The organism is Ramlibacter sp. (assembly GCF_013697775.1).
Lineage (GTDB): Bacteria > Pseudomonadota > Gammaproteobacteria > Burkholderiales > Burkholderiaceae_C > Ramlibacter.
The window spans coordinates 12,643-38,001 of record NZ_JACCWG010000253.1 but is presented as its reverse complement, the minus strand read 5'-3'; the positions used below and the strand labels follow the sequence as shown (position 1 = coordinate 38,001).

Annotated in this window: 25 protein-coding genes; 15 read left to right on the top strand and 10 right to left on the bottom strand. The window is 67.5% G+C overall.

Translation table 11 applies throughout. The features are described from left to right. The 6 genes from H0U68_RS12645 to H0U68_RS12620 all read left to right on the top strand — a co-directional run. On the top strand, nt 1-922 hold a 922-nt coding region (locus tag H0U68_RS12645), incomplete at its 5' end, for a phage tail protein (RefSeq protein ID WP_296356082.1). Nucleotides 923-934: 12 nt separating this feature from the next. Further along, nucleotides 935-2,530, top strand: coding sequence for a hypothetical protein (locus H0U68_RS12640; protein ID WP_296356080.1), 1,596 nt, complete (start codon nt 935-937; stop codon nt 2,528-2,530). Nucleotides 2,531-2,540: 10 nt separating this feature from the next. After that, nucleotides 2,541-3,317: a hypothetical protein gene (locus H0U68_RS12635; RefSeq protein WP_296356078.1), complete on the top strand. Its 777-nt coding sequence runs from the start codon at nt 2,541-2,543 to the stop codon at nt 3,315-3,317. A gap of 79 nt (nt 3,318-3,396) precedes the next feature. After that, nucleotides 3,397-4,143 (top strand): leucyl/phenylalanyl-tRNA--protein transferase, encoded by a 747-nt coding sequence (gene aat / locus H0U68_RS12630; RefSeq protein ID WP_296356075.1) that lies wholly within the window; start codon nt 3,397-3,399, stop codon nt 4,141-4,143. Then, on the top strand, nt 4,140-4,889 hold the full coding sequence (locus H0U68_RS12625) for an arginyltransferase (protein WP_296356073.1): 750 nt from the start codon (nt 4,140-4,142) through the stop codon (nt 4,887-4,889). The genes aat and H0U68_RS12625 overlap by 4 nt, the downstream gene beginning before the upstream one ends. Before the next feature lie 81 nt (nt 4,890-4,970). Further along, nucleotides 4,971-5,768, top strand: a complete 798-nt coding sequence (locus tag H0U68_RS12620; protein ID WP_296356072.1) for an IclR family transcriptional regulator — start codon at nt 4,971-4,973, stop codon at nt 5,766-5,768. A 60-nt stretch (nt 5,769-5,828) separates the two neighbouring features. Here the strand turns inward: H0U68_RS12620 and pbpG are convergent, their stop codons facing one another. From pbpG to H0U68_RS12590, 6 genes are all read right to left on the bottom strand, one after another. Next, nucleotides 5,829-6,758 (bottom strand): D-alanyl-D-alanine endopeptidase, encoded by a 930-nt coding sequence (gene pbpG / locus H0U68_RS12615; RefSeq protein ID WP_296356086.1) that lies wholly within the window; start codon nt 6,756-6,758, stop codon nt 5,829-5,831. A gap of 321 nt (nt 6,759-7,079) precedes the next feature. Then, on the bottom strand, nt 7,080-8,777 hold the full coding sequence (gene leuA / locus H0U68_RS12610) for a 2-isopropylmalate synthase (RefSeq protein ID WP_296356070.1): 1,698 nt from the start codon (nt 8,775-8,777) through the stop codon (nt 7,080-7,082). Between the two features lie 188 nt (nt 8,778-8,965). After that, entirely contained in the window at nt 8,966-9,784 is an 819-nt protein-coding gene (pssA, locus tag H0U68_RS12605) for a CDP-diacylglycerol--serine O-phosphatidyltransferase (protein WP_296356068.1), read from the bottom strand. A gap of 19 nt (nt 9,785-9,803) precedes the next feature. Further along, the gene (gene ilvC / locus H0U68_RS12600) at nt 9,804-10,820 is read right to left on the bottom strand and encodes a ketol-acid reductoisomerase (protein ID WP_296356066.1); all 1,017 of its coding nucleotides are present in this window, start codon (nt 10,818-10,820) and stop codon (nt 9,804-9,806) included. Between the two features lie 110 nt (nt 10,821-10,930). Next, nucleotides 10,931-11,422 (bottom strand): acetolactate synthase small subunit, encoded by a 492-nt coding sequence (ilvN, locus tag H0U68_RS12595; RefSeq protein ID WP_296356064.1) that lies wholly within the window; start codon nt 11,420-11,422, stop codon nt 10,931-10,933. Between the two features lie 85 nt (nt 11,423-11,507). Continuing rightward, nucleotides 11,508-13,280: an acetolactate synthase 3 catalytic subunit gene (locus H0U68_RS12590; RefSeq protein WP_296356062.1), complete on the bottom strand. Its 1,773-nt coding sequence runs from the start codon at nt 13,278-13,280 to the stop codon at nt 11,508-11,510. A 278-nt stretch (nt 13,281-13,558) separates the two neighbouring features. Here H0U68_RS12590 and H0U68_RS12585 point away from each other — a divergent pair, with 278 nt between their 5' ends. From H0U68_RS12585 to H0U68_RS12560, 6 genes are read left to right on the top strand one after another with little or no spacing between them, the layout of a single operon-like run. Continuing rightward, a complete protein-coding gene (locus H0U68_RS12585; RefSeq protein WP_296356084.1) occupies nt 13,559-14,125 on the top strand; it encodes an RNA polymerase sigma factor in 567 nt (188 codons plus the stop codon). After that, nucleotides 14,122-14,553, top strand: coding sequence for a DUF3619 family protein (locus H0U68_RS12580; protein WP_296356060.1), 432 nt, complete (start codon nt 14,122-14,124; stop codon nt 14,551-14,553). Before H0U68_RS12585 ends, H0U68_RS12580 begins: the two co-directional genes overlap by 4 nt. A 9-nt stretch (nt 14,554-14,562) precedes the next feature. Further along, the gene (locus tag H0U68_RS12575) at nt 14,563-15,327 is read left to right on the top strand and encodes a DUF3106 domain-containing protein (protein WP_296356059.1); all 765 of its coding nucleotides are present in this window, start codon (nt 14,563-14,565) and stop codon (nt 15,325-15,327) included. Beyond that, on the top strand, nt 15,324-15,818 hold the full coding sequence (locus H0U68_RS12570) for an RDD family protein (RefSeq protein WP_296356058.1): 495 nt from the start codon (nt 15,324-15,326) through the stop codon (nt 15,816-15,818). Before H0U68_RS12575 ends, H0U68_RS12570 begins: the two co-directional genes overlap by 4 nt. 37 nt (nt 15,819-15,855) lie before the next feature. Beyond that, nucleotides 15,856-16,260 (top strand): diacylglycerol kinase, encoded by a 405-nt coding sequence (locus tag H0U68_RS12565; RefSeq protein WP_296356057.1) that lies wholly within the window; start codon nt 15,856-15,858, stop codon nt 16,258-16,260. Next, nucleotides 16,257-16,844 carry a TIGR00730 family Rossman fold protein gene (locus tag H0U68_RS12560; protein ID WP_296356055.1) on the top strand — a complete coding sequence of 196 codons (588 nt, stop codon included), beginning with the start codon at nt 16,257-16,259 and terminating at the stop codon, nt 16,842-16,844. Before H0U68_RS12565 ends, H0U68_RS12560 begins: the two co-directional genes overlap by 4 nt. A gap of 6 nt (nt 16,845-16,850) precedes the next feature. Here the strand turns inward: H0U68_RS12560 and H0U68_RS12555 are convergent, their stop codons facing one another. Both H0U68_RS12555 and H0U68_RS12550 read right to left on the bottom strand, forming a co-directional pair. Further along, complete coding sequence (locus H0U68_RS12555; protein WP_296356054.1) at nt 16,851-17,189, bottom strand: P-II family nitrogen regulator; 339 nt, start codon at nt 17,187-17,189, stop codon at nt 16,851-16,853. An 11-nt stretch (nt 17,190-17,200) separates the two neighbouring features. After that, on the bottom strand, nt 17,201-18,868 hold the full coding sequence (locus tag H0U68_RS12550) for an NAD+ synthase (RefSeq protein ID WP_296356052.1): 1,668 nt from the start codon (nt 18,866-18,868) through the stop codon (nt 17,201-17,203). 43 nt (nt 18,869-18,911) lie between these two features. Between H0U68_RS12550 and H0U68_RS12545 the strand changes: the two genes are divergently transcribed. Further along, nucleotides 18,912-20,036 (top strand): GNAT family N-acetyltransferase, encoded by a 1,125-nt coding sequence (locus H0U68_RS12545; protein ID WP_296356050.1) that lies wholly within the window; start codon nt 18,912-18,914, stop codon nt 20,034-20,036. Further along, nucleotides 20,033-21,712: a hypothetical protein gene (locus H0U68_RS12540; protein ID WP_296356048.1), complete on the top strand. Its 1,680-nt coding sequence runs from the start codon at nt 20,033-20,035 to the stop codon at nt 21,710-21,712. The genes H0U68_RS12545 and H0U68_RS12540 overlap by 4 nt, the downstream gene beginning before the upstream one ends. Nucleotides 21,713-21,730: 18 nt before the next feature. Here H0U68_RS12540 and ppa read toward each other — a convergent pair whose 3' ends face one another. Continuing rightward, complete coding sequence (gene ppa / locus H0U68_RS12535; RefSeq protein WP_296356046.1) at nt 21,731-22,267, bottom strand: inorganic diphosphatase; 537 nt, start codon at nt 22,265-22,267, stop codon at nt 21,731-21,733. A 218-nt stretch (nt 22,268-22,485) separates the two neighbouring features. Between ppa and H0U68_RS12530 the strand changes: the two genes are divergently transcribed. Continuing rightward, the gene (locus H0U68_RS12530; protein WP_296356044.1) at nt 22,486-24,654 is read left to right on the top strand and encodes a sodium-translocating pyrophosphatase; all 2,169 of its coding nucleotides are present in this window, start codon (nt 22,486-22,488) and stop codon (nt 24,652-24,654) included. Nucleotides 24,655-24,724: 70 nt separating this feature from the next. On the opposite strand, the gene H0U68_RS12525 is transcribed toward H0U68_RS12530, so the two are convergent. Further along, nucleotides 24,725-25,318 carry a TetR/AcrR family transcriptional regulator gene (locus tag H0U68_RS12525; protein ID WP_296356042.1) on the bottom strand — a complete coding sequence of 198 codons (594 nt, stop codon included), beginning with the start codon at nt 25,316-25,318 and terminating at the stop codon, nt 24,725-24,727. Nucleotides 25,319-25,359: the final 41 nt, after the last annotated feature.

Here is a 25,359-nt window from a genome sequence, read left to right as displayed (position 1 = left end):
GGCCACCGCCGACCCGTCGCGCGCGCCAGTGCTGCGCCAGCTGCGCGCCGCCACCGCGGCGGAAGACCTGCGCGACCACCTGCCCGCCACCTTCCGCCGCAACGACCCCGACGCCACGCTGCAGCGGCTGCTGCAATTGCTGCGCGGCGAGTTCCTCGCGGTGGAGGAACGCATCGACGACATGCCGCGCGTGGCCGACCCGGACAGCGTGGCGGCCACGCAGCTGAACTGGCTGTCGCAATGGCTGGCCTTCGAGCTGCCGCGCATCGCCGACGACGGCCAGCGCCGCGCACTGCTGCGCGAAGCGGTGGCGCTGATGGCGCGCCGCGGCACGCCGGCCTCCATCGCCGCCACCGTGGAATGGCACACCGGCATCCGCCCGGCGATCTTCGAAAGCCAGGTGCAGCGGCGCCTGTGGGTGCTGGGCGAAAGCTCGGCGCTCGGCTTCGATACGCAGCTGCCGCCGCTGGACCCGAACGGCATGGTGGTGCCCGACCTCGAAGCCGCCGGCGGCTGCCCGCCGCTTGTGGACGGCGCGCCGCCGATCGGCCGCGCGGTGGTCGGCGAAGCCGGGCCGCTCGCGTCCCACCTGGTCGGGCTGCCGCTGTTCGCCGAGGACGCGTACCGCTTTTGCGTGGTGGTGGAACGCCATCGCCTGCAGCACCCCGGCACGCTGCAGGAACTGCAGCGCATCGTCGAGCGCGAAAAGCCGGCGCACACGGATTACCGCGTGGCGGTGGTCGAGCCGCAGCTGCGCATCGGCCTGCAAGCCATGGTAGGCGTGGACACCATCGTCGGCGGCCCGCCGCCGGCCTGGCAACTGGATGGAATGCGGCTGGGACTGGATGCCCGGCTGAACCCGCCCGACGGCGCCCTGCGCGTGGGCGAAGCCGTGCTCGGCGAATCAATGCAATGGAAATGACCGGAGACCGACATGCATGCACATGACACGATTGACCTGCTGCGCCGCCTGCTGGGCGCACCGAGCCGCAACCACTTCTTCTACGGCAAGCGCATGGATGTCCAGCACTTCCAGATGGAGCAGGACTACGGCAAGCACAAGCAATGGCTGCTGAACAAGCTCACGCTGGGCAAGGGCGTGCTGTGCGGCCTGGAGGTGTCGGTCGACGGCGACCGCATCTGCGTCGAGCCCGGCGTGGCGCTCGACGGGCTGGGCCGCGAAATCGTGGTGCCGGTGCGCGCCTGCATCGATCCGGCCAAGCCGGACGGCGGCTGCTGCACCGAACCGATGGCGACGCCCCGGCCGCACCAGGAACAGCCCCGCGCCGAAGGCAGCGCGACCGTGCCGGCCGGCGAGCTCGCCACGGGGCAGATTTTCCGGCGCGAGGTCGACCCGGGACGCGGCAAGGAGACGCGCGACGAGGACGGCAGCTTCACCGTCTGGCTGTGCTACCACGAGTGCTTCACCGACCAGCAGCCGGTGCTGGTCACCGACTGCGACACGCGTAGCCACTGCGCGCCCGGTACCGTGGTGGAAAGCTTCTGCCTGAAGGTGACGCCCGGCCTGCCGCCGCTGCAGCGCGATCCCGACTGGTGCCTGAACTGGGCAACGGGCCGCACCAAGCATCTGAAGGACACCGAGGTGCCGGGGCAGCCGCCGCCGGTCGCCGGTGTCCCCACGGCGGCGCCCTCGCCTGGCGGGCACGAAGTCCTGCAGATGCACGGCGTGGAAGGCGGGAAGTTGAAGGACAGCGAGTACAAGAACAAGGACCCCGGCCGCCGCAATGCCCTGTGCAGCCTGCTCGACGGCGCCTGCGACGACGAGCACGGCGACGTCTGCGTGCCGCTCGCGGCCGGGATGCTGCGCGACGGCCGCATCGTCCGGCTGGAAAGCTGCATGGTGCGCCCGCGCGTGTACAGCAACACGGTGCTGCTCGACCTGATCCTGTGCCTGGCCGAGCGGGTCGACGCCTGCTGCAACGGCCACACGCCGGCCCCTCCCGCGCCGGTCCCGCCGCCGGTGCCGCAGACGCTGCTGCGGGTGGCCGGCGTGACCTTCCTGTCTCGCACCCGCGCCGGAGCCGAGACCGTGGTGGCCGAAGTGGCGTCGCCGCTGGACGACACCAAGCTGAAGATCAAGCAGCAAGTCAACGCCATCCGCGTGCGCTTCACCGAGGACTTCTCGCAGACCGCGCCGAACCTGCCCACCACCCACACCTTCGGCGACGGCGACCCGGACCGGCACAACGTGCAGGTGCTGCCCAGGGACGTGATCAACAACCTGCCCTACGTGCCGGGCACGCTCACCGTGGAGGACAAGCGCACCGTGCGCTTCGACCTGTTCACGGACTCTCCCTATGCGCGCACCGACGCCGTCGGCACGGGCTGGCAGAAGGGCGCCTACACGCTGCTGCTGTTCGGCGACGACGCCGCCGCCGCGAAGCGCCACGCCATCACCGACACCGGCCGCACCAGACTGGACGGTGAAGCCATTGCGCCGGCCGGCGGCGCCATCTCCGGCAACGGCGCGCCCGGCGGCACGTTCAAGCTTGTCTTCACCATCAGCTGAGGGGAACACCATGTCCGACATGTCCGATCTGCCCTGCGCCTGCGAGACCGCGCCGCTGGAGCGGCTGCGCTACTTCAACCGGCAACTGCTCAATGCCGACGACATGCGCACCGAGCAGGATTACTTTCGCGAGAAGATGCGCCGCCACAACCGATTCCTGCACGGCTGGGGCGTGGCCTGCGGCTGCGCGGTCGAGCCGGTGAAGGAAGCGAAAAGCTGGACCGTGCAGGTCTGCCCCGGCTACGCCGTCGGCCCGCAGGGCGACGACATCCAGATCGACCATTGCGTGACGGTGGACCTGCGGCTGGGCGCAACGCCCGAGCCCTGCACCGTGCGCTGGCCCTGCCCGCCGGTGGGCGACATGCCAGGCGGCGCGCACGGCTCGCGCAAGGCGTACATCGCGGTGCGCTACGCCGAGTGCTATTCGCGGCCGGTGAAGGTGCTGCCGGCGGGCTGCGGCTGCGACGAGACGCAGTGCGACTACTCGCGCATCCGCGACTCGTTCGAGATCAAGGTGCTGTGGACGCTGCCGGAATCGCACCTGGCGGCGCGCAAGGACGACAAGGCTTGGCTGGCCGCGCTGAAGGGCGGCGCGAACGACGACGAGCAGCGCCAGCAGGGCATACCGGTGCCGCCCTGCCCGGAATGCGCGAGCGACCCCTGGGTGGTGCTGGCCACGGTGCTGCTGCCGGCCGACGACGGCGGCGAACTGCAGGTGTCCTATGCCGACCGGCGTGCGTTGCTGGCGACGCAGCGGCTGCAGGTTGCGCTGGCGGCCGTGGTGTAACGCCGCGGGCGGTCCCAGGCGCCGGGCCGGAGCCCTAAAGTAGCGGGTGCGGCATGCGCCGCAGCCACCCGCTTTCCGCATGCACCTTTCCTGGCTCCAACCCGGCGCGCCCTTTCCCGATGCTTCCCAGGCCTGGGACGAGGCACAGCCCGCGCCCGGCCTGCTGGCCGCTGGCGGCGCGCTCGACGTCGACACCCTGCGGCGCGCCTACTCGGCCGGTATCTTTCCGTGGTTCAGCGAGGGCCAGCCCATCCTGTGGTGGAGCACCGACCCGCGCATGGTGCTGTTTCCGCAGGAGTTCAAGCTGCACCGGTCGCTGCGCAAGACGCTGGCGCGCTTCGCGGCCGACCCGCGCTGCCGGGTGAGCTTCGACACCGCCTTCGACGAGGTGATCCGCGCCTGCGCCGGCACGCCGCGCAACGGGCAGTCGGGCACCTGGATCGTGCCGGCCATGGTGGATGCCTACCGCCAGCTCCACCGCGCCGGGCTGGCGCACAGCGTGGAAACCTGGATCGACGGCCGCCTGGCCGGCGGCCTGTACTGCGTGGCGATCGGCCGCGCGGTGTTCGGCGAATCGATGTTCGCGCACCTGCCGGACGCCTCCAAGATCGCCCTGGCAGCCCTGGTGGCTTTCTGCAGGCGCGAGGATGTGCGCATGATCGACTGCCAGCAGAACACCCGGCACCTCGCTTCCCTGGGCGCCCGCGAGATCGCGCGGGCCGCTTTCGTGCAACAAGTGGCAAATGCCACGGGCGAAAGCCCCCTGCCCTGGCGATTCGAGCCCGTATACTGGAATGCAATCCTGCCGCCCCCCGCACCAGCGTGACGCACCTCAAGGATCTTCCGCTTCAGACGCTGCAGTTCTATGCAACAGCGCCCTATCCGTGCAGCTACCTGCCTGGCAAGCAGGCGCGTTCACAGGTGGCCACGCCCAGCCACCTGATCCACAACGACGCTTATTCCGACCTGGTGGTCGGTGGCTTTCGCCGCAGCGGCATGTTCACTTACCGTCCGTATTGCGATGGCTGCCGCGCCTGCGTGCCGCTGCGCGTGCTGGCCGACGAATTCGAGCCCAGCCGCAGCCAGCGCCGCGCCTGGACGCAGCACGGCGCCCTGCAGGCACGCGTGCTCAAGCTGTGCTTCGTGCCCGAGCACTACCACCTGTACCTGCGCTACCAGACCGGCCGCCACGCGGGCGGCGGCATGGACCACGACAGCATCGACCAGTACACGCAGTTCCTGCTGCAAAGCCGGGTGAATTCGCGCCTGGTCGAGTTCCGCGAAACGCTGCCCAATGGCGCGCCGGGGCCGCTGCGCATCGTGTCCATCCTCGACGTGCTCAACGACGGCATCTCGGCCGTCTACACCTTCTACGAGCCCGACCCCGAGGCCAGCTACGGCACTTACAGTGTCCTGTGGCAGATTGACCAGGCGAAGAAGCTCAAGCTGCCGCACGTGTATCTCGGCTATTGGATCGGCCAGAGCCCCAAGATGAACTACAAGGCGCGCTTCCATCCGCACCAAGTGCTGCTGGACGGAAAATGGCAGCCGGGCGACAGCACGACGGCCTGAGTTCCGGCAGGTTGCCGTGCGCCGGAATGCCGCTGTCGCATTTCACCAAGTAAAATACAGGGTGCGACCGAGAACACACCCATGAGAAAGTCCGACCCCAACGCGCCCGGCACGCCGACGATCCAGGTGATCGAACGCATGTTCTCGCTGATCGACGTGCTCGCTTCGCGCGAGGAGGCGGTGTCGCTCAAGGAAATCAGCGAAAAGACCGGGCTGCATCCGTCCACCACCCACCGCATCCTGAACGACCTGGCGACCGGCCGCTTCGTCGACCGGCCCGAGGCGGGCAGCTACCGGTTGGGCATGCGCCTGCTGGAGCTGGGCAACCTGGTGAAGGCGCGGCTGAACGTGCGCGACGCGGCGCTGACGCCGATGCGCGAGCTGCACAAGCAGATCCAGCAGCCGGTGAACCTGAGCGTGCGCCAGGGCGACGAAATCATCTACGTGGAGCGTGCCTACAGCGAGCGCTCGGGCATGCAGGTGGTACGCGCCATCGGCGGCCGGGCGCCGCTGCACCTGACCTCCACCGGCAAGCTGTTCCTGGCGGCCGACGACACGCAGCGCGTGCGTGCCTACGCCACCCGCACCGGCCTGGCCGGGCACACCAAGAACAGCATCACCCAGCTGCCCGTGCTGGAACGCGAGCTGGCCAAGGCGCGGCAGTACGGCATTGCGCGGGACAACGAAGAGCTGGAGCTGGGCGTGCGCTGCATGGCCGCCGGCATCTACGACGACCAGAGCCGCCTCGTGGCCGGCCTGTCGATCTCATCACCGGCCGACCGGCTGGACGAAAGCTGGCTGCCCAAGCTGCAAATCACGGCCAACGAGATCTCGGCATCGCTCGGGCACAAGCCGCCCTCGCAGCGCCTGGCTGCATAACGGACAAAACAAAGCCGGCGCGAGGCCGGCTTTGTCCATGGGTGGCCTGCGGCCGAATCCTCAACCGCTGACCTGGCGCACCAGCGTGGTGGTGCTCGGTGTCGGTACGACTGCGGTGGGGCCCGAGGTTTCGACCCAGCGGCGCACGCGCTCGGCGTCGCCGATGCGGCTGAGCTTGCCGGCGGAATCCAGGAACACCATGATCAGCTTGCGGCCGGCCACCTTGGCCTGCATCACCAGGCACTGGCCCGCTTCGGAGATGTAGCCGGTTTTCTGCAGGCCGATTTCCCAGGCCGGGCTTGCCACCAGGCGGTTGGTGTTGCGGTACTGCAGGGTCCTGTTGCCCACGGCCACTTCGGTACCGTGGGAGGTGGAGAACTCGCGCAGCATGGGATCGCTGGAGGCAATGTTCACCAGGTTGGCGAGGTCCTGCGCGCTCGACTGGTTGCGGCTGGACAGGCCGGTGGGCTCCACGTAGTGCGTGTCCTTCATGCCCAGCAGCTTGGCCTTGGTGTTCATGGCCTCGACGAAGGCCGACAGCCCGCCGGGATAGGTGCGGCCCAGCGCATGGGCGGCGCGGTTCTCGCTGGACATCAGGGCCAGGTGCATCAGCTCCTGGCGCGACAGCGTGGCGCCGACGCGCAGGCGCGAGCCGCTGTGCTTTTCGGTGTCGACATCGTCCTGCGTGATGGAGATGACCTCGTCCATCGGCAGCTTGGCTTCGCTGACGATCAGGCCGGTCATGAGCTTGGTGATGGACGCGATCGGCAGCACGGCCGAGTCGTTCTTGCGCAACAGCACTTCGCGCGTGTCTTGGTCGATCACCAAAGCCACGCTGGATTTGAGATCGAGCTGGTCGGACATGCCGTGCAGCCCGGCCAGCTGGCCGAACGACGCCCTGGGCAGGGCGGCAGGTGCCGCAAGGCGGATAACGGAGCGCCGCTGCTTGGCGACGACGAAAGATTTGGCGCTCCGGGCATGCTTGACGATGCCGGTAACGGGCTTGGATGCGCCCCGTTTCACCTGGGCTGCCGCGGCGCCCACAGGAGCGAGAGCGGCGACAAAAGTGCCCAGGACAACGGTGCGTAGGATGCGATTCAAGCTGGTTACTCCAAACGAGGCCGCGATGTGCGTAGAGGTTAAATCTAAGAGTTAACTGCGTAACGTATGAGCCTCGGCGGGAGTGTACGCGAAGGCATAAAAATTACGCAATATCAAGCACTTAAGAAATTAACCTAACCCGACACATGAATCATAAGTGGTTACCCCACCCCTGAGCCTCGTCCCGATCAGCTTTACTTTGTAACTTGATCAGCTTGTTTGCCGCGCAGCCTCCTTCTTCTCGTTGCCCGCCAATGCGCGCTGCAGGCCCGAGACGATGGCCTTCAGCGACGCCGAAACGATGTTCGCATCGCTGCCCACGCCGAACAGCGTGCGTTCGCCGATGCGCAGCTCGATGTACGCGATGGCCTTGGCGTCCGCGCCCGATCCGGTCGCATGCTCGTGGTAATCGAGCACGCGGATGGTCTCGCCGGTGGCGCGGCCCAGGCCTTCGACGAACGCGTCGATCGGCCCGTTGCCGGTGCCGCGCACCCCGAAGGCGCGGCCGCCCATCTGCACCTGCGCGGTCAGCGACACCGTGGTGCCCTCGTCCGTTTTCTGTTCCTCCACCAACTGGTGCTGCGGCACGGCCGACGACTTCAGGCCGTACTCGCGCTCGAACAGCGTCCACAGGTCCTGCGCGGTGAACTCCTTGCCGGTGGCGTCCATGGCGCGCTGCACCACCTGGCTGAATTCGATCTGCAGGCGGCGCGGCAGCTCGAGGCCGAACTCGGCTTCCAGCAGGTAGGAAATGCCGCCCTTGCCCGACTGGCTGTTGACGCGGATCACCGCCTCGTAGCTGCGGCCCAGGTCCTTGGGGTCGATCGGCAGGTAGGGCATGTCCCAGATGTCGGTTTCCCGGCGCGCCGCGAACGCCTTCTTGATGGCGTCCTGGTGCGAGCCGGAGAACGAGGTGTAGACTAGATCGCCCACGTACGGATGGCGCGGGTGCACGGCGATCTGGTTGCAGTACTCCACCGTGCGGCGGATCTCGTCGATGTCGGAGAAATCCAGCTGCGGATCGACACCCTGCGTGTAGAGGTTGAGCGCGACGTTCACGAGGTCCAGGTTGCCGGTGCGCTCGCCGTTGCCGAACAGGCAGCCTTCCAGGCGATCGGCGCCCGCCATCACGGCGAACTCGCCGGCCGCGGTGCCGGTGCCGCGGTCGTTGTGCGGATGCACGGACAGCACGATGGCATCGCGCCGCACCATGTTGCGGTGCATCCACTCGATCATGTCGGCGAAGATGTTGGGCGTGGAATGCTCCACCGTGGACGGCAGGTTGACGATGCACTTGCGCTCGGGCGTGGGCTGCCACACCTCGGTCACGGCATCGACCACGCGCTTGGAAAATTCCAGCTCGGTGCCGGAGAACATTTCCGGCGAGTACTGGAACATCCAATCGGTGCCGGGCTGCTGCGCTGCCAGTTCCTTGAACAGGCGCGCCTGGCCGGTGGCGAGGCCGACGATGCCGTCCTGGTCCAGCCCCAGCACCACCTTGCGCATCACCGGCGCGGTGGCGTTGTACAGGTGCACGATGGCGCGGCGCGCGCCTTTGAGTGATTCGAAGGTGCGGCGAATGAGCTCCTCGCGCGCCTGGGTCAGCACCTGGATGGTCACGTCCTGCGGAATGCGGTCCTCGTCGATCAGCTTGCGCAGGAAGTCGTACTCCACCTGCGACGCGGAAGGAAAGCCGACCTCGATCTCCTTGAAGCCGATCTTCACCAGCGCCTCGAACATGCGCAGCTTGCGCGGGATGTCCATCGGCTCGATCAGCGCCTGGTTGCCATCGCGCAAATCCACGCTGCACCAGCGGGGCGTGCGGGTCAGCACGGCGTCCGGCCAGGTACGGTCGCTCAGGCGCACCGGGGCAAAGGCGCGGTACTTGCTGGCAGGGTTCTTCAACATCGGGTGGTCCTTGGTTCCTGGATTGTATCCGCCAGCAGCCCCACAAAGAAAAACGGCCCGCTGCTGGTGCAAACGGGCCGTGATCGGGAATAAGCGCGTGCGCTACCGTCTCCGCCCGTAGGGGGATAGCAGTAGGGACAGCGAGATTCGGTTCATGCGAGCGGCAACTCTAACACAGTCGGGCAGGCTCACCGGTGCAAGCCGCGCTCTTCCGGCTCATCCGTCGAGGTGCTGATGACGCTGGTGGGCTGGCCCTTGAAGCGGCGCCAGCCGTAGACGACGTAGCCGGACAAGCCATAGACGATGAACATCGCGAACAGCACAGTGGGCGGATGAATGTTGATCACCGCGATGCCGAGCATGATGGCGACGATCACCACGAACGGCACGCTCTTCTTCATCTTCACGTCCTTGAAGCTGTAGAACGGCACGTTGGTCACCATCGTGAGGCCGGCGAAAAGGACGAGGCCGAACACCACCCAGGCGACCTCGTAGCCCTTGACGCTGTACTCCGTCATCAGCCAGATGAAGCCGCCCACCATCGCGGCGGCGGCGGGCGACGGCAGGCCCTGGAAGTAGCGCTTGTCGACCACACCGGTGTTGACGTTGAAGCGCGCCAGCCGCAAGGCCGCGCAGGCGCAGTACACGAAGGCGGCGAACCAGCCCCAGCGGCCCAGGCCGCGCAGAGCCCATTCGTAGGACACCAGCGCCGGTGCCGCGCCGAACGACACCATGTCGGACAGCGAATCCATCTGCTCGCCGAACGCGCTCTGGGTGTTGGTCATGCGCGCGACGCGGCCGTCGAGGCTGTCCAGCACCATGGCCGCGAAGATGCCCAGCGAGGCCATGTCGAAGCGGCCGTTCATGGCCATCACGATGGCGTAGAAGCCGCCGAACAGGGCCGCCACCGTGAAGGCATTGGGCAGGATGTAGATGCCCTTGCGGCGCTTGCGCACCACGATGCCTTCTTCGGCGTGCTGGGTGTTGGACTCGGAGCCGTCGTGCATGCTCAGAGTGTAAGCGGACCTAATTCTTGGTCTGGTCCACCAGCTTGTTCTTCTTGATCCAGGGCATCATGGCGCGCAGCTGCTCGCCCACCACCTCGATCGAGCTCTCCGCGTTGAGGCGGCGGCGCGACAGCAGGGTCGGCGCGCCGGCACGGTTTTCCAGGATGAAGTTCTTGGCGTACTCGCCGGTCTGGATGTCCTTCAGCACCTGCTTCATCACCTTCTTGGTCTCGTCGGTGATGATGCGCGGGCCGGTCACGTACTCGCCGTACTCCGCGTTGTTGGAGATCGAATAGTTCATGTTGGCAATGCCGCCTTCGTAGATCAGGTCCACGATCAGCTTCAGCTCGTGCAGGCACTCGAAGTACGCCATCTCGGGGGCGTAGCCGGCTTCCACCAGCGTCTCGTAGCCGGCCTTGATCAGCTCCACGGTGCCGCCGCACAGCACGGCCTGCTCGCCGAACAGGTCGGTCTCGGTTTCTTCGCGGAAGTTGGTCTCGATGATGCCGGCCTTGCCGCCGCCGTTGGCCATGGCATAGGACAGTGCCAGGTCGCGCGCGCGGCCGGTCTTGTCCTGGTGCACGGCCACCAGGTGGGGCACACCGCCGCCCTGGGTGTAGGTGTTGCGCACGGTGTGGCCCGGCGCCTTGGGCGCGACCATCCACACGTCGAGGTCGGCGCGCGGCATCACCTGGCCGTAGTGCACGTTGAAGCCGTGCGCGAACGCGAGCGAGGCGCCCTGCTTGATGTTCGGCTCCACGTCGTTGTTGTAGACGGTGGCGATCTGCTCGTCGGGCAGCAGGATCATCACGACGTCGGCGGACTTCACCGCGTCGGCTACTTCGGCGACCTTCAGGCCGGCCTTCTCGACCTTGGGCCAGGAGGCGCCGCCCTTGCGCAGGCCGACCACGACCTTCACGCCGCTGTCGTTCAGGTTCTGCGCGTGCGCGTGGCCCTGCGAGCCGTAGCCGAGAATGGCAACGGTCTTGCCCTTGATCAGGCTCAGGTCACAGTCCTTGTCGTAATAAACCTTCATGGTGTTCTCCAGTAAGTGAAACCCCCGTTCGCCCTGAGCCTGTCGAAGGGCTCTCGCAGGGCTTCGACAGGCTCAGCCCGAACGGGTGAAAAGCTGAGCCTCATGTTCGTTCAGACGCGCAGGATGCGCTCGCCGCGGCCGATGCCGCTGGCGCCGGTGCGCACCGTCTCCAAAATGGCGGTGCGGTCGATGGCTTCCAGGAACGCGTCGTTCTTGGCCTGGTCGCCGGTCAGCTCGATGGTGTAGCTCTTCTCGGTCACGTCGATGATGCGGCCGCGGAAGATGTCGGCCATGCGCTTCATCTCCTCGCGCTCCTTGCCCACCGCGCGCACCTTCACCATCATGAGCTCGCGCTCGGTGTAGGTGCCCTCGGTGAGGTCGACCACCTTCACCACCTCGATCAGGCGGTTCAGGTGCTTGGTGATCTGCTCGATCACGTCGTCCGAGCCGGCGGTCTGCACCGTCATGCGCGACAGCGAGGGGTCCTCGGTCGGCGCGACGATCAGCGATTCGATGTTGTAGCCGCGGGCCGAGAACAGGCCCACCACACGGGAAAGAGCACCGGGCTCGTTCTCCATCAGCACTGCAATGATGTGTTTCATGTCCTGCCGGCTCCTCTTTTCGGTGCCCTCCCCACCCGGCGGTAACCGGGCGGCTCGGCAGCCAATAGATTCGCCGCGTTATAGGTTAAAGATCCTCGGAGCCGAGCAGCATCTCGGTGATGCCCGCGCCCGCCTTCACCATCGGCCAGACGTTTTCCGTCGGGTCGGTGCGGAAGTCCATGAACACGGTGCGGTCCTTCAGCTTGCGCGCTTCGCGCAGCGCCGGCTCCACGTCCTGCGGGCTCTCGATCAGCATGCCGACGTGCCCGTAGGCCTCGGCCAGCTTCACGAAATTCGGCAGCGCGTCCATGTAGCTGTGGCTGTAGCGGCCCTCATAGTCGAGTTCCTGCCACTGCCGCACCATGCCGAGATAGCGGTTGTTCAGCGCGATCACCTTGATCGGCGTGTTGTACTGCAGGCAGGTGGAGAGTTCCTGGATGCACATCTGCACCGAGCCCTCGCCGGTGACGCAGTACACCTCCGACTCGGGCTTGGCCAGCTTGATGCCCATGGCGTAGGGAATGCCCACGCCCATGGTGCCCAGCCCGCCGGAATTGATCCAGCGGCGCGGCTCGTCGAACTTGTAGAACTGCGCGGCCCACATCTGGTGCTGGCCGACGTCGGAGGTCACGTAGGTGTCCACGCCGCGCGTCATGTTCCACAGCGTCTCGATCACATGCTGCGGCTTGATCACGTCGCAGTTGCCGCGGTCGTACTTCAGGCAGTCGCGCGAGCGCCACTCTTCGATGGTCTCCCACCAAGACGCCAGCGCCGCGGTGTCCTGCTTGGTCGTCGACTCGCGGATCTGTGCGATCAGCTCGTTGAGCACTTCCTTCACGTCGCCGACGATCGGGATGTCGACCTTCACCCGCTTGGAAATGCTGGAGGGGTCGATGTCGATGTGGATGATCTTGCGCTCGCTCTGCGCGAAGTGCTTCGGGTTGCCGATCACGCGGTCGTCGAAGCGCGCGCCCACGGCCAGCAGCACGTCGCAGTTCTGCATCGCATTGTTGGCTTCGATGGTGCCGTGCATGCCCAGCATGCCCAGGAAATTGCGGCCGGTGCCGGGGTAGGAGCCCAGGCCCATCAGCGTGTTGGTCACCGGGCTGTTCAGCATGTCGACCAGCGTGCGAAGCTCCTGCCAGGCGTTGCCCAGGACCACGCCGCCGCCGGTGTAGACGTAAGGCCGCTTGGCGCCCATCAGCAGCTGCACGGCCTTGCGGATCTGCCCGCCGTGGCCCTTGCGCACCGGGTTGTAGGAACGCATTTCCACCTTGTCCGGGTAGCCGGTGTAGGCGGTCTTGTTGAACGACACGTCCTTGGGCACGTCCACCACCACCGGGCCGGGGCGGCCGCTGCGGGCGATGTGGAAAGCTTTCTTCATCACGTCGGCCATGTCGCGCACGTCCTTCACCAGGAAGTTGTGCTTCACGATGGGACGCGTGATGCCGACGGTGTCGCACTCCTGGAACGCATCGAGGCCGATCGCCGCGGTGGGCACCTGGCCGGTGACGATCACCATGGGAATGCTGTCCATGTACGCGGTGGCGATGCCGGTGATCGCGTTGGTCACGCCGGGGCCGGAGGTGACCAGGGCCACGCCCACTTCGCCGGTGGCGCGGGCATAGCCGTCGGCGGCGTGCACGGCCGCCTGCTCGTGGCGCACCAGCACGTGCTGGATGGTGTCCTGCTTGTAGAACGCGTCGTAGATGTGCAGCACCGCGCCGCCGGGATAGCCCCAGACGTACTTGACCCCTTCGGCCTGCAAGGCCTTGATGAGGATTTCGGCGCCGCGAAGTTCGGATGACTGCGCGCGGATGGCGGCAGCGGCGGACAGCTCCGCCTTGGACATTTCCATGATCAACCTTTCGATTTTTCTCTGACGAAAAAACGCCGGTGCCCCTTTACGCGCTCTCGTGAAGCCGCTGCGGGACTTTGAACCTCGGGCCATGGGCGCGCTTGTCGCTTCGCCGGATCCGGGCTCGTTTGCCTTTTGATTTGCAAGGCGCATTATGGCACCCGAGCCCGCCGGTGCAGTAGGCGCTGTTCACAATGCGATAATTTCCGGTTGTTCAGCATGCGGGCACTGCCGGCATGCGCCAAAAAAACTCAAATCAACTTCAGCCCGCGCGCACCTTGGCCACCGAAAGCGAACTCTCCGATTTCCTTAAAGGCGTGGAAAAGCGGGCTTTCAAGCGCACCGTCTACCACGTGCGCGACCAGGAGGCGGCGCTCGACATCGTGCAGGACAGCATGATGAAGCTGGCCATCCACTACGCCGACAAGCCGCCGCAGGAACTGCCCATGCTGTTCCAGCGCATTCTGTCGAACTCCACGCTGGACTGGTTCCGGCGACAGAAGACGCGTAATGCTTTGTTCTCCAATCTGGGCGACTTCGAATCCGCCAACGAGGACGGAGATTTCGATCTTCTGGAAACTTATGCGGGGGTAGCTGATTCTCAGCAGACAGAGAGCGCGGAGGACGTCACGCGCCGGGCCCAGATATTGCGTGAGATCGAAAAGGAAATCCTGGAATTGCCTCCACGTCAACGCGAGGCGTTTTTGATGCGTTACTGGGAGGAGATGGACGTGGCCGAAACGGCGGCGGCCATGGGCTGCTCGGAAGGCAGTGTCAAGACGCACTGCTCACGTGCTGTCCAGGCTCTCAGCAAGGCGCTGAAAGCGAAGGGAATTCAACTATGACCACCATCGAAGCACGCGTCGCGCAGAATGCAGTCGACCGCTACGGCGCCAGCATTGCGCGGCGGCTGTCGGCCAGCACCGACCAACTGCCCTACGACATCACCGAGCGGCTGCGCGCCGCGCGCACCCGCGCGCTGGCCGAGCGCAAGAGCGCCACGCAGCCGCGCCCCGCAGCCGGCGTGTTCGCCTCAGGCGGCGCGGCCGTGCTGGGCGGCGGCGACGAGGGCTTGAACCTGTGGAGCCGCATCGCCTCCGCGCTGCCGCTGCTGGCCCTGATCGCCGGCCTGGTGTTCATCCATACCGTGCAGACAGAGCGCCGTGCCGCCGAACTCGCCGAAGTCGACACCGCCTTGCTGACCGACGACCTGCCGCCGTCGGCCTATGCCGACCCCGGGTTCGTGCTGTTCCTGAAGTCCGGCCGCGAATAACGGCCCACCATGCAGGAAAGCGCAAGCGCCAACGCCGACCGCCCGGCCCGCATCGTCCACAAGATCGCCGGTGCCGCGGCTCTGTTGTGGCTGCTGGCGGCGGGCGGCCACGCCGCGTTGGCGCAGACGCCCCCTGTCCCGGTCCAGCCGCCTGCGGCGCAGCCCCCGGCCCTCCAGCCCTCCACTCCAGCGGCCTTGCCCCGGCAGGCACAGGTGCGCGCGCAAGCGCCCAAGGCGGAAGCCAAGCCCGTCTGGGCCGAACTCACGCCGGCCCAGCAGCAATCGCTGGCACCGCTAGCGCCCAGCTGGAACACGCTGAGCGAGGCGCACAAGCGCAAGTGGCTCGCGATGTCGCAGAACTACCCGAAGATGCAGCCCGAGGAGCAGGCCACGCTGCGCGGCCGCATGACCGAGTGGGCCGCGCTCACGCCGCAGCAGCGCACGCAGGCGCGGCTGAATTTCGCCGACACGAAGAAACTGCCCTCCACCGACAAGAAGGCCAAGTGGGAGGCCTACCAGGCGCTTCCGCCGGAAGAAAAGCGCAAGCTTGCCGCCAGCGCCTCCGTCAACAAGCCGCCGCCCCCGCCGACTGCCGCAGCTGTCAAGCCGGTGTCGCCGCAAAAGCTCGCCAAGACGCCCAAGCCCCAGACCGATGCGCCGGGGCCGCGCATCGCCATCGGGCCTGAGCTCCATGCACCGGCAACGGTCCTGGGCGCCCCGGCGCCAGCGCCCGCCGTGCCCGCTGCCCCAGCCCGCCCCGCCGCAAGCCGTTGAACCCGACAGACGGTTTGATCGCGCCGCCGCTGGCGCGCCGGATGGCCTGTTGGCTGTACGAGGGCATGCTGCTGTTCGGCGTGGTGTTCACTGCCGGCCTCGTCTTCAGCGTTGCCACCCAGATGCGCAGCGGCATCGACGCGCGGCACGGCCTGTTCCAGGCCTTCCTGTTCGCCGTCTGCGGCATCTATTGCACCTTGCTCTGGACGCGGGGCCAGACGCTGGCCATGAAAACCTGGGACATCCAGGTGGTGGACCGCTTCGGGCGCCGCCTCACCCCGCTGCGCGCCGTGCTGCGCTACGTCTACAGCTGGATCTGGTTCCTGCCGCCACTGGCGGCGCTGCAGGCGAAGAAATTCGGCATTACCGAGGCGGCAGTGCTGTGGCTTGGGTGGGTCGCGTTCTGGGCACTGCTGAGCCGCCTGCACCCGCAGCGCCAGTTCTGGCACGACGCGCTGGCCAACACGCGGCTGGTTCCCGCCGCGCCCTGAAGCAGCAGCGCCATCTTCCTGCGCGACAATCCTGCCGATGTCCGCTCCGCCCGAAGCCGTCTCCCCCGTCAATCCGCAGAAGCTGCGCACCGGCTTTAGCCGTGTGTGGCATGCCGCCGGCTATTCCGTGGCCGGCTTGCGTGCCGGATGGAGCGAGACCGCGTTCCGCCAGGAAGTGCTGGCCTCCGTCGTGCTGCTGCCGGCATCGTTCTGGCTGGGCCGCCACTGGGTGGAAACCGCCCTGCTCGCCGGCTCGGTGCTGCTGGTGATGATCGTGGAACTGCTCAACACCGCCGTCGAAACCGCCATCGACCGCATCGGGCCGGAATGGCACGACCTGTCCAAGCGCGCCAAGGACATGGGCAGCGCCGCCGTGCTTTTGAGCTTGGTGTTGGCCACAGGCATCTGGGTCGCGGCCCTGGTGCAGAGGTTTGGAACATGAACCCGGCATTTTCACTTTGCGTGTACTGCGGCTCACGGCCGGGCTCCGACCCGTCCTATGTCGACCTCGCCCGCGCGGTCGGCGTGTGGATCGGCAGCCATGGCGGCCAACTGGTCTACGGCGGCGGCAACAACGGCCTGATGGGCCGCATGGCCGACGCGACGCTGGAGGCCGGCGGCCGGGTGGTCGGCATCATTCCGCAGGCGCTGGTGGACCGTGAATGGGCCAAGCGCGACTGCACCGAGCTGCACGTGGTGGACACCATGCATGCGCGCAAGCGCATGATGGCCGAGCGCGCCGACTGCTTCCTGGCGCTGCCGGGCGGCATCGGCACCTTCGAGGAGTTCTTCGAGACCTGGACCTGGCGCCAGCTCGGCTACCACGACAAGCCGGTCGGCCTGCTCAATGCCGGGGGCTACTACGACGCGCTGCTGGCCTTCCTGGAGCACGGCGTCAGCCAGGGCTTCATGGGCCAGGCGCAGATGAAGCTGCTGACGGTGGGCACGGAAGTCGCGCCGCTGCTCGCGCAACTTGTCGAGGCGGCGGGCAGGAGCCCGCAAAACCCGGACTTCACGCAGATCTGAGCCGCCTCAGACGGCGGACTCGTCGATCTCGCCGGTGCGGATGCGCACCACGCGTTCCACGCTGGTGATGAAGATCTTGCCGTCGCCGATCTTGCCGGTACGCGCGGCCTTGATGATGGCTTCGACGCAGCGGTCCACGTCGTCGTCCTTCACCACCACCTCGATCTTCACCTTGGGCAGGAAGTCCACAACGTACTCGGCGCCGCGGTACAGCTCGGTGTGGCCCTTCTGGCGCCCGAAGCCCTTGACCTCGGCAACGGTCAGGCCGGTGACGCCGCAATCGGCCAGCGCCTCGCGAACCTCTTCCAGCTTGAACGGCTTGATGACCGCGGTGATCTGTTTCATTGCCTCTGCTCCTATGCCTGGAATTTACCGGTTATAGGATAGCGCCAATCCTTGCCGAAGCTGCGGTGCGTGACGCGGATGCCCACCGGCGCCTGGCGGCGCTTGTACTCGTTGATGCGGATCAGGCGCGCCACGCGCTCCACCACGGCGCGGTCGAAGCCGGCCGCCACGATCTCGTCGATGCCGTTGTCGTCCTCCATGTAGCGCTCCAGGATCGCGTCCAGCACCTCGTAGGGCGGCAGGCTGTCCTGGTCGACCTGGCCGGCTCGAAGTTCGGCGCTGGGCGGGCGCGTGATGATGCGCTCGGGGATCGGGTTGCTGCCGGTGCCGTACGGGTCGTTGTCGTTGCGCCAGCCAGCCAGCGTGAACACCGTGGTCTTCAGCACGTCCTTGATCACCGCGAAGCCGCCGGCCATGTCGCCGTACAGCGTGCAGTAGCCGGTCGCCATCTCGCTTTTGTTGCCGGTGGTCAGCACGATGCTGCCGAACTTGTTGGACAGCGCCATCAGGATCACGCCACGGATGCGCGCCTGGATGTTCTCCTCGGTGGTGTCCTCGGGCAGGCCCTTGAATTCGCCGGCGAGCGCCGCCTTGAACGACTCGAACATCGGCGCGATGGAGATCTCGTCGTAGCGCACGCCCAGCCGCTGGCTCATGTCGCGCGCATCCAGCCACGAGATGTCGGCGGTGTACGGCGAGGGCATCATCACGGCGCGTACCCGGTCCGCGCCCAGCGCGTCGACCGCGACGGCCAGCACCAGCGCCGAATCGATGCCGCCCGACAGGCCCAGCAGCACGCCGGGAAAACCGTTCTTGTTCACGTAGTCGCGCACGCCCAGCACCAGCGCGTCCCACAGCTCGGCCTCGGGCGTGGGCGCCGGCGCGATCGGCGCATTCAGCACGATGCCGCCTGGCTCGCGCCGCTCGGCGTCGATGTAGAACAGCTCGTCGCGAAAGCTCGATGCGCGGGCGGCCAGGCTGCCGTCGGCCTGCACGGCGAACGACGCACCGTCGAACACCACCTCGTCCTGCCCGCCGACCAGATGGGCGTAGACCAGCGGCAGGCCGACGGCCCGCGCGCGGTCGGCCATGCGCACCACGCGCTCGCCGCCCTTGCCGACGTGGAACGGCGACGCGTTGGGCACCACCAGCAGCTCGGCGCCGCTTTCGCGCGCCAGCAGGGCCGGCTCCTCGAACCAGGCGTCCTCGCAGATCAGCAGGCCGACGCTGACGCCCTCGCACTGGAACACGCAGGTGCCCTCGCCGGGCGTGAAGTAGCGGCGCTCGTCGAACACTTGATAGTTCGGCAGCTCGCGCTTGGCATAGGTTTCCACCAGGCGGCCTTCGCTCAGCACGCTGGCCGCGTTGAAGCGCCGCTGCACCTGCACCGACTTGCCGCGGATGGCGCCGCCGTGCGGGTGGCCGACCACCACGCACAGGCCTTTCAACCCGGCGAGCTCGCGGGCCACCATTTTCACGGCATCATCGCAGGCTGCCATGAAGGCGGGGCGCAGCCAGAGGTCTTCGGCGGGATAGCCGCTGATGGACAGTTCGGGCGTGACCACCAGGCGCGCGCCCTGCGCATAGGCCGTGCGCGACGCCTCGATGATTTTTTGCGCGTTGCCGGCCGCATCGCCCACCAACGGGTTGAACTGGGCAATACAGAGTTTGAGAGCCATATCAGCAGTGAAAAAAGACTCGAATGATTATGTCACCCGGGTGATGGCCTCGCCGGCGGATGTGCCGGCATCGCAATGGAACGCCCTGTTGGCCGCGCAGGGCGCGTCGCCCTTCATGCGGCACGAATACCTGGCCGCCATGCACGCGAGCGCCAGCGCCACCCCGAAAACCGGCTGGACGCCGCAGTTCCTGACCCTGTGGCACGGCGACGCCCTGCAGGCGGCCTGTCCGCTGTACATGAAGGCGCATTCGTACGGCGAGTACGTGTTCGACTGGGCCTGGGCCAATGCCTACGAGCAGCACGGCCTGGCGTATTACCCGAAGGCGCTGGTGGCTGTGCCGTTCACGCCGGTGCCCGGGCCGCGCCTGCTCGCGCGCGACCCAGAGGCGCGGCGTGCGCTGGTGGAGGCACTGCTGGGCTGGTGCCACAAGAAGAAGCTGTCGTCGCTGCACCTGCTGTTCGCCGATGAGCAGGACGTGGCCGCCTGCAGCGCGGCCGGCCTGATGCTGCGCAACACCGTGCAGTTCCATTGGACCAACGGCGGCTGGGCCGACTTCGACGCTTTCCTGTCCAGCCTGTCGCACGACAAGCGCAAGAAGATCCGCCAGGAGCGGCGTAAGGTCGCGGATGCGGGCGTCGTCTTCCTCTGGTCGCAGGGCGCGGACATCGCGGCAGCGGACTGGGAGTTCTTCTACCGCTGCTACGAGCGCACCTACCTCGAGCATGGCAACCCGCCCTACCTCACGCGCGAGTTCTTCCGGCGCATGCGCGACGACATGCCGCAGAACTGGCTGCTGTTCATTGCCGAACGCGCGGGCCAGCCGATCGCCGCCAGCCTGATCGCCATCGACGGCACCGCCGCGTACGGCCGCTACTGGGGCGCGCTGGAGCGGGTGGACTGCCTGCACTTCGAGGCCTGCTACTACCAGCCGCTGCAGTGGTGCATCGCCAACGGCTACCAGCGCTTCGAAGGCGGCGCGCAGGGCGAGCACAAGATGGCGCGCGCGCTCATGCCGGTGAAGACCACCAGCGCGCATTGGCTGGCGCATCCCGCGTTCGCCGATGCGGTCGAGAATTTCCTGCAGCGCGAAGGCCGCGGCATCGAGAACTACCTGGAGCATTTGGAAGAGCGCAGCCCGTTCCGGCACGGGACGCCGCAGCAATGAACGGCGGCAGCCGCAGCTTGCGCTGGCCGGGTGCGTTCGCGCTGCTGCTGGCCGCCGGTGCGTTCGCCTGGCTCGCTGGCGGCCTGGGCCGCGGGCTGGAGCTGACCGACGAGGCCTATTACCTGCTCTACGCCATCCACGCGCGGCAGATCCAGCTGTTCTTCTCGCCCTTCCACTGGGTGATCGGCCCGCTCTGGGAAGCGACCGGCAGCCTGGTGGCGTTCCGCGCCGCCGGCCTGCTGCTCAGCGTGCTGGGCGCCGCGGTGCTCGCAGCGGGCGTGCTGCGTGCCGCCGCCCGCGTCGGGCTGCCGGTGCCGGACGACCGCATCGGCCGCGCGGCTGTAATCGCAACGGCCGTGTGCGGTGCCCTGCTCTACGGTTCGCTGCTGAACTTCACGCCGTCGTACAACCTGATGGCGACCATCTTCGGCAGCCTGGCCATCGGCCTGGGCCTGCTGTCGATCAGCGCGCATGGACGGCGCGCGGTCCTGCTGGCGCTTGCGGCAGGCGCCAGCGTGGGCCTGTGCTTCCTGTCCAAGGTCACCAGCGGCATCTGCGTTGCCGCCATGCTGGCGATCCTGTGGCTGGCCTTGGCGCAGGGCCGCGCACGCGCGAATGCCGCATGGGCGGCGCTTGCGGCAGCCGGCACGGTGCTTGCGATGGCGCAGGCCTGGGGCGGCATCGGGCAGGCCCTGGCGCAGCTGCGCGGCGGCGTGGAGATCTGGTCGCTGGCCACGGACAACCGCTCGGCGTCCGGGCAGCTGCTGCGCAGCGCGTCCGATCTCGCACGCATGCTGGCCGGTGCCGTGACGGCGTTCTGGGGGCCGCTGGCCTGCTTCGCGCTTGCGCTGCGCCTTCCGTTTGCGCGGCTGCTGCGCTGGGCCGGCGCGCTGTGGTTCGTCGCCGTGCTGCTGGCCGGCGCGCATTTCCAGGGCGGCAGCGATGCGTTCACCAGCCAGGCACAGCCGCTGACAGCCGCGCTGCTACTGGCCTTGCTGGCGTGGTTGCCCGCCTGGACACACGACCTGCGCCGGCTCGTGCTCGTCGCCATGCTGGCCGGATTGCCCGCCGCCATCGCCATCGGAACATCCAACCCGCTGGAGGTGCAGGTGCTCAGTGCGATGGCGCCCTGGGGCGCGCTGGTCGCGCTGTTCGGCTTCGCGCGGCCGGGCCTGGGCGCCGCCACGGCGGTGAGCATCGCGTTCAGCCTCACGGTGTGCGGGCAGATTGCCACCAGCGGATTGCAGCCGTACCGCATGCTGCCGCTGGCTTGGCAGAAGGAAGCCATCGCGTTGCCGCGATTGGGCAGCGTGCGCGTCGATGCCGCCACCGCCACGCTGGCGCGGCAGTTGCGCGAGGCCGCTACTGTGTGCGGCGTGCGCCCCGCGCAGCCCTTCATGGATCTTTACGACGCGCCGGGCCTGGCGCTGCTGCTGGATGCGAATCCGCTGGTCGGCCCGTGGCTCAACAATGCGGACACGGCCTCGCGGCTGCTCGCGCGGGCGGCGCCCGATGAACTGCGCCAAGCTGTCGTGGCGGTGCGCCGGCGTGCGGACGGCGGGCCGGCGGTTGCGCCGACCCAGATCGCAGCGTTCCCGCAGGGCTACCGCCTGTGCGGCACGTCCCACTGGCCGACCGATGGCGCACGGGTCGAGCTCTGGGCGCCGCAACCCTGAGCACCGGCCCGATCCGTCTCAGCCGTTGGCGCGCTTGTACGCCTCCATGCCGTCGAGGATTTCCTGCTTCGCCGACTCCGGGCCTTCCCAGCCCAGCACCTTGACCCACTTGCCGGCCTCCAGGTCCTTGTAGTGCTCGAAGAAGTGCGAGATGGTCTTCAGCCGCATCGGGTTCAGGTCCTCGGGCTTTTGCCACTGGGTGTAGATGCTCAGGATCTTGTCGGTGGGCACGGCCAGCACCTTGGCGTCGTCGCCGGCTTCGTCCTGCATCTTCAGGATGCCGATCGGGCGGCAGGTGACGACCACGCCGGGAATGAGCGGCACCGGCGTGATCACCAGCACGTCCACCGGGTCGCCGTCACCGCTGATGGTCTTGGGCACATAGCCGTAGTTGGTCGGGTAGTGCATGGACGTGCTCATGAAGCGGTCCACGAAGATGGCGCCGGTCTCCTTGTCCACTTCGTACTTCACGGGGTCTGCGTTCATCGGAATTTCGATGATCACGTTGAACGCGTCGGGGACATGCTTGCCGGGGGAGACTTGGTCGAGGGACATGGTCGTTGTAATCGGAGGGGACTGCGGGCTAAGGAAAAACCCTGATTTTAGTTTCTCGCGCGGCGTCTCCCCGCGGCTGACGCGAATCCGTCTAAATTTGCCTATATAGTCCGCCCGTTGGCCAATCGTCTCCGGCTGGAGTGACGAGGAAGCAACGCAGCGGAGGGACCCGCTTGCGGGGCTCTTCGCAACGTACTCAGCGAACAAGGAGAAACTCTATGAATGGCAACTCGGCGCTGATTCTGGCGCTCGTCTGCGGCCTTGCGGCCGTCGCTTACGGCTTCTGGGCAAGAAGCTGGATCCTCAGCAAAGACCCCGGCAACGCGCGCATGCAGGAGATCGCGGCAGCGATCCAGACCGGCGCGGCAGCCTACCTCGCACGGCAATACAAGACCATTGCCATCGTCGGCGTGGTGCTGGCCATCCTGATCGGCGTGTTCCTCGACGTGCAGAGCGCCATCGGCTTCGTCATCGGCGCCGTTCTGTCCGGCGCCTGCGGCTTCATCGGCATGAACGTCTCGGTGCGCGCCAACGTGCGCACCGCGCAGGCGGCCACGCACGGCATCGGGCCGGCGCTGGACGTGGCCTTCCGCGGCGGCGCCATCACCGGCATGCTGGTGGTCGGCCTGGGCCTGCTGGGCGTGACCGGCTTCTACTGGTTCCTGGTCGGCAACGGCAACCTCACGCCGGACCGCAACCTCGCCGCCCTGCTCAACCCGCTGATCGGCCTGGCCTTCGGCGCCTCGCTGATCTCGATCTTCGCGCGGCTGGGCGGCGGCATCTTCACCAAGGGCGCCGACGTCGGCGCCGACCTGGTGGGCAAGGTGGAAGCCGGCATCCCCGAGGACGACCCGCGCAACCCGGCGGTGATCGCCGACAACGTGGGCGACAACGTGGGCGACTGCGCCGGCATGGCAGCCGACCTGTTCGAGACCTACGCCGTCACGCTGATCGCCACCATGGTGCTGGGCGCCCTGCTGGTCACCACGGCGCCGGTCAACGCGGTGCTGTACCCGCTGGTGCTGGGCGGCGTGTCGATCATCGCCTCCATCATCGGCTGCTTCTTCGTGAAGGCCTCGCCCGGCATGAAGAACGTGATGCCGGCGCTGTACAAGGGCCTGGCCATCGCCGGCGTGCTGTCGCTGATCGCCTTCTACGGCGTCACGGTCTGGCTGATGCCCGACAACGCGATCACGCAATCGGGCACGCAGATGCGCCTGTTCGGCGCCTGCGCCGTGGGCCTGGTGCTGACCGGCGCGCTGGTCTGGGTCACCGAGTACTACACCGGCACGCAGTACGCGCCGGTGCGCCACATCGCGCAGGCTTCCACCACCGGCCACGGCACCAACATCATCGCCGGCCTGGGCGTGTCCATGCGCTCCACCGCATGGCCGGTGCTGTTCGTCTGCATGGCGATCATCGCGTCCTACTCGCTGGCCGGCCTCTACGGCATCGCCACCGCCGCCACCGCCATGCTCAGCATGGCCGGCATCGTGGTGGCGCTGGACGCCTACGGCCCGATCACCGACAACGCCGGCGGCATCGCCGAGATGGCGGAACTGCCGGCGTCGGTGCGCGAGATCACCGACCCGCTGGACGCGGTGGGCAACACCACCAAGGCCGTGACCAAGGGCTACGCCATCGGCTCCGCCGGCCTGGCCGCGCTGGTGCTGTTCGCCGACTACACCCACAAGCTGGAAGGCCTGGGCCAGTCGATCAGCTTCAACCTGTCCGACCCGATGGTGATCGTGGGCCTGTTCATCGGCGGCATGATCCCCTACCTGTTCGGCGCCATGGCGATGGAGGCCGTGGGCCGCGCCGCCGGCGCCGTGGTGGTGGAAGTGCGCCGCCAGTTCGCCACCATCAAGGGGATCATGGAAGGCACGGCCAAGCCCGACTACGGCACCGCGGTCGACATGCTGACCACCGCCGCCATCAAGGAAATGATCCTCCCGTCGCTGCTGCCGGTGGTGGTGCCGATCCTGGTCGGCCTGATCCTGGGTCCGAAGGCGCTGGGCGGCCTGCTCATGGGCACCATCGTCACCGGCCTGTTCGTGGCCATCTCCATGTGCACCGGCGGCGGCGCCTGGGATAACGCCAAGAAGTACATCGAGGACGGCAACCACGGCGGCAAGGGCTCGGACGCGCACAAGGCGGCCGTGACCGGCGACACCGTGGGCGACCCTTACAAGGACACCGCCGGCCCCGCGGTCAACCCGCTGATCAAGATCATCAACATCGTGGCACTGCTCATCGTGCCGCTGGTGGTGAAGTTCCACGGCGGCGAGGTGAACACGAACAAGGCACAAGCCGCGCCGGCCGCGGTGACGGCGCAAGCCGAAGCCACGGCGCCGGTGCTGCCTGCCGTGGCGGCCGAGAAGAAGTAACCGGCTCCGCGTAGCGAAGACAAAACGGCCCGCTTCGGCGGGCCGTTTTCTTTGGCGCCCACGAAAGAACTCAGGGCCGGATCACGGCCCGCACCAGCGCGCTTGCCGGTGCGGCCAGTTCGGCCAGCTGCGCCACCCGGCCGTCCTCGATGGCCTGCAGGATCAGCTCGTTGATGCCGCCCACCACCGCCGTCGCCATCTCGGGCGGCAGCGCGCGGGTGCGCTCCTGCTGCGCACCGGGCCTGTTCACCACCGACAGCATGAAGTCCGCCACTTCCTGGTTGGCGCGCCGCCGCGCCGCCAAGCCCTGCTCGCCCAGGCCGAGGATGTCGACGAACAGCGTGCGCATCAGCACCGGATTGGCCGCCATGCAGGCCAGGTAGGCGGTGAGCGCGGTGTCCACCTGCTCCTGCCAGCCGTGCGCCGGATCGATGGCGCCGCGCAGCACCTTCAGCGCGTTGTGGCTGGCCGCCTCGTATAACGCGATCAGGCACTCGGACTTGGTGGTGAAGTGTTCGTAGAAAGTGCGGCGCGACACGCCCGCTTCCCGCACGATGTCGGCGATGGTGGTGTCGCCGTAGCCCTTCGCCGCCACGGCATGCGCCATGCCTTCCAGCAGGCGGCTGCGGTGCGGCTGGTCGGCGGGCAGGATGGTCGCTGGCATGGGCGGGGAACGGTGCGGTACCATTGCGTACCAACCCGTTT

Bases quoted from the DNA above. Each gene is read 5' to 3' on its own strand.
- H0U68_RS12620 (WP_296356072.1), top strand. From the start codon at position 4,971: ATGAGAAAGTCCGACCCCAACGCGCCCGGCACGCCGACGATCCAGGTG.
- H0U68_RS12575 (WP_296356059.1), top strand. From the start codon at position 14,563: ATGCAGGAAAGCGCAAGCGCCAACGCCGACCGCCCGGCCCGCATCGTC.
- H0U68_RS12635 (WP_296356078.1), top strand. From the start codon at position 2,541: ATGTCCGACATGTCCGATCTGCCCTGCGCCTGCGAGACCGCGCCGCTG.
- leuA (WP_296356070.1), bottom strand. From the start codon at position 8,777: ATGTTGAAGAACCCTGCCAGCAAGTACCGCGCCTTTGCCCCGGTGCGC.
- H0U68_RS12555 (WP_296356054.1), bottom strand. From the start codon at position 17,189: ATGAAACAGATCACCGCGGTCATCAAGCCGTTCAAGCTGGAAGAGGTT.
- H0U68_RS12565 (WP_296356057.1), top strand. From the start codon at position 15,856: ATGTCCGCTCCGCCCGAAGCCGTCTCCCCCGTCAATCCGCAGAAGCTG.
- ilvN (WP_296356064.1), bottom strand. From the start codon at position 11,422: ATGAAACACATCATTGCAGTGCTGATGGAGAACGAGCCCGGTGCTCTT.
- H0U68_RS12540 (WP_296356048.1), top strand. From the start codon at position 20,033: ATGAACGGCGGCAGCCGCAGCTTGCGCTGGCCGGGTGCGTTCGCGCTG.
- H0U68_RS12550 (WP_296356052.1), bottom strand. From the start codon at position 18,868: ATGGCTCTCAAACTCTGTATTGCCCAGTTCAACCCGTTGGTGGGCGAT.
- H0U68_RS12590 (WP_296356062.1), bottom strand. From the start codon at position 13,280: ATGGAAATGTCCAAGGCGGAGCTGTCCGCCGCTGCCGCCATCCGCGCG.
- H0U68_RS12580 (WP_296356060.1), top strand. From the start codon at position 14,122: ATGACCACCATCGAAGCACGCGTCGCGCAGAATGCAGTCGACCGCTAC.
- H0U68_RS12545 (WP_296356050.1), top strand. From the start codon at position 18,912: ATGGCCTCGCCGGCGGATGTGCCGGCATCGCAATGGAACGCCCTGTTG.
- H0U68_RS12530 (WP_296356044.1), top strand. From the start codon at position 22,486: ATGAATGGCAACTCGGCGCTGATTCTGGCGCTCGTCTGCGGCCTTGCG.
- H0U68_RS12560 (WP_296356055.1), top strand. From the start codon at position 16,257: ATGAACCCGGCATTTTCACTTTGCGTGTACTGCGGCTCACGGCCGGGC.
- ilvC (WP_296356066.1), bottom strand. From the start codon at position 10,820: ATGAAGGTTTATTACGACAAGGACTGTGACCTGAGCCTGATCAAGGGC.
- H0U68_RS12525 (WP_296356042.1), bottom strand. From the start codon at position 25,318: ATGCCAGCGACCATCCTGCCCGCCGACCAGCCGCACCGCAGCCGCCTG.
- ppa (WP_296356046.1), bottom strand. From the start codon at position 22,267: ATGTCCCTCGACCAAGTCTCCCCCGGCAAGCATGTCCCCGACGCGTTC.
- aat (WP_296356075.1), top strand. From the start codon at position 3,397: ATGCACCTTTCCTGGCTCCAACCCGGCGCGCCCTTTCCCGATGCTTCC.
- H0U68_RS12640 (WP_296356080.1), top strand. From the start codon at position 935: ATGCATGCACATGACACGATTGACCTGCTGCGCCGCCTGCTGGGCGCA.
- pssA (WP_296356068.1), bottom strand. From the start codon at position 9,784: ATGCACGACGGCTCCGAGTCCAACACCCAGCACGCCGAAGAAGGCATC.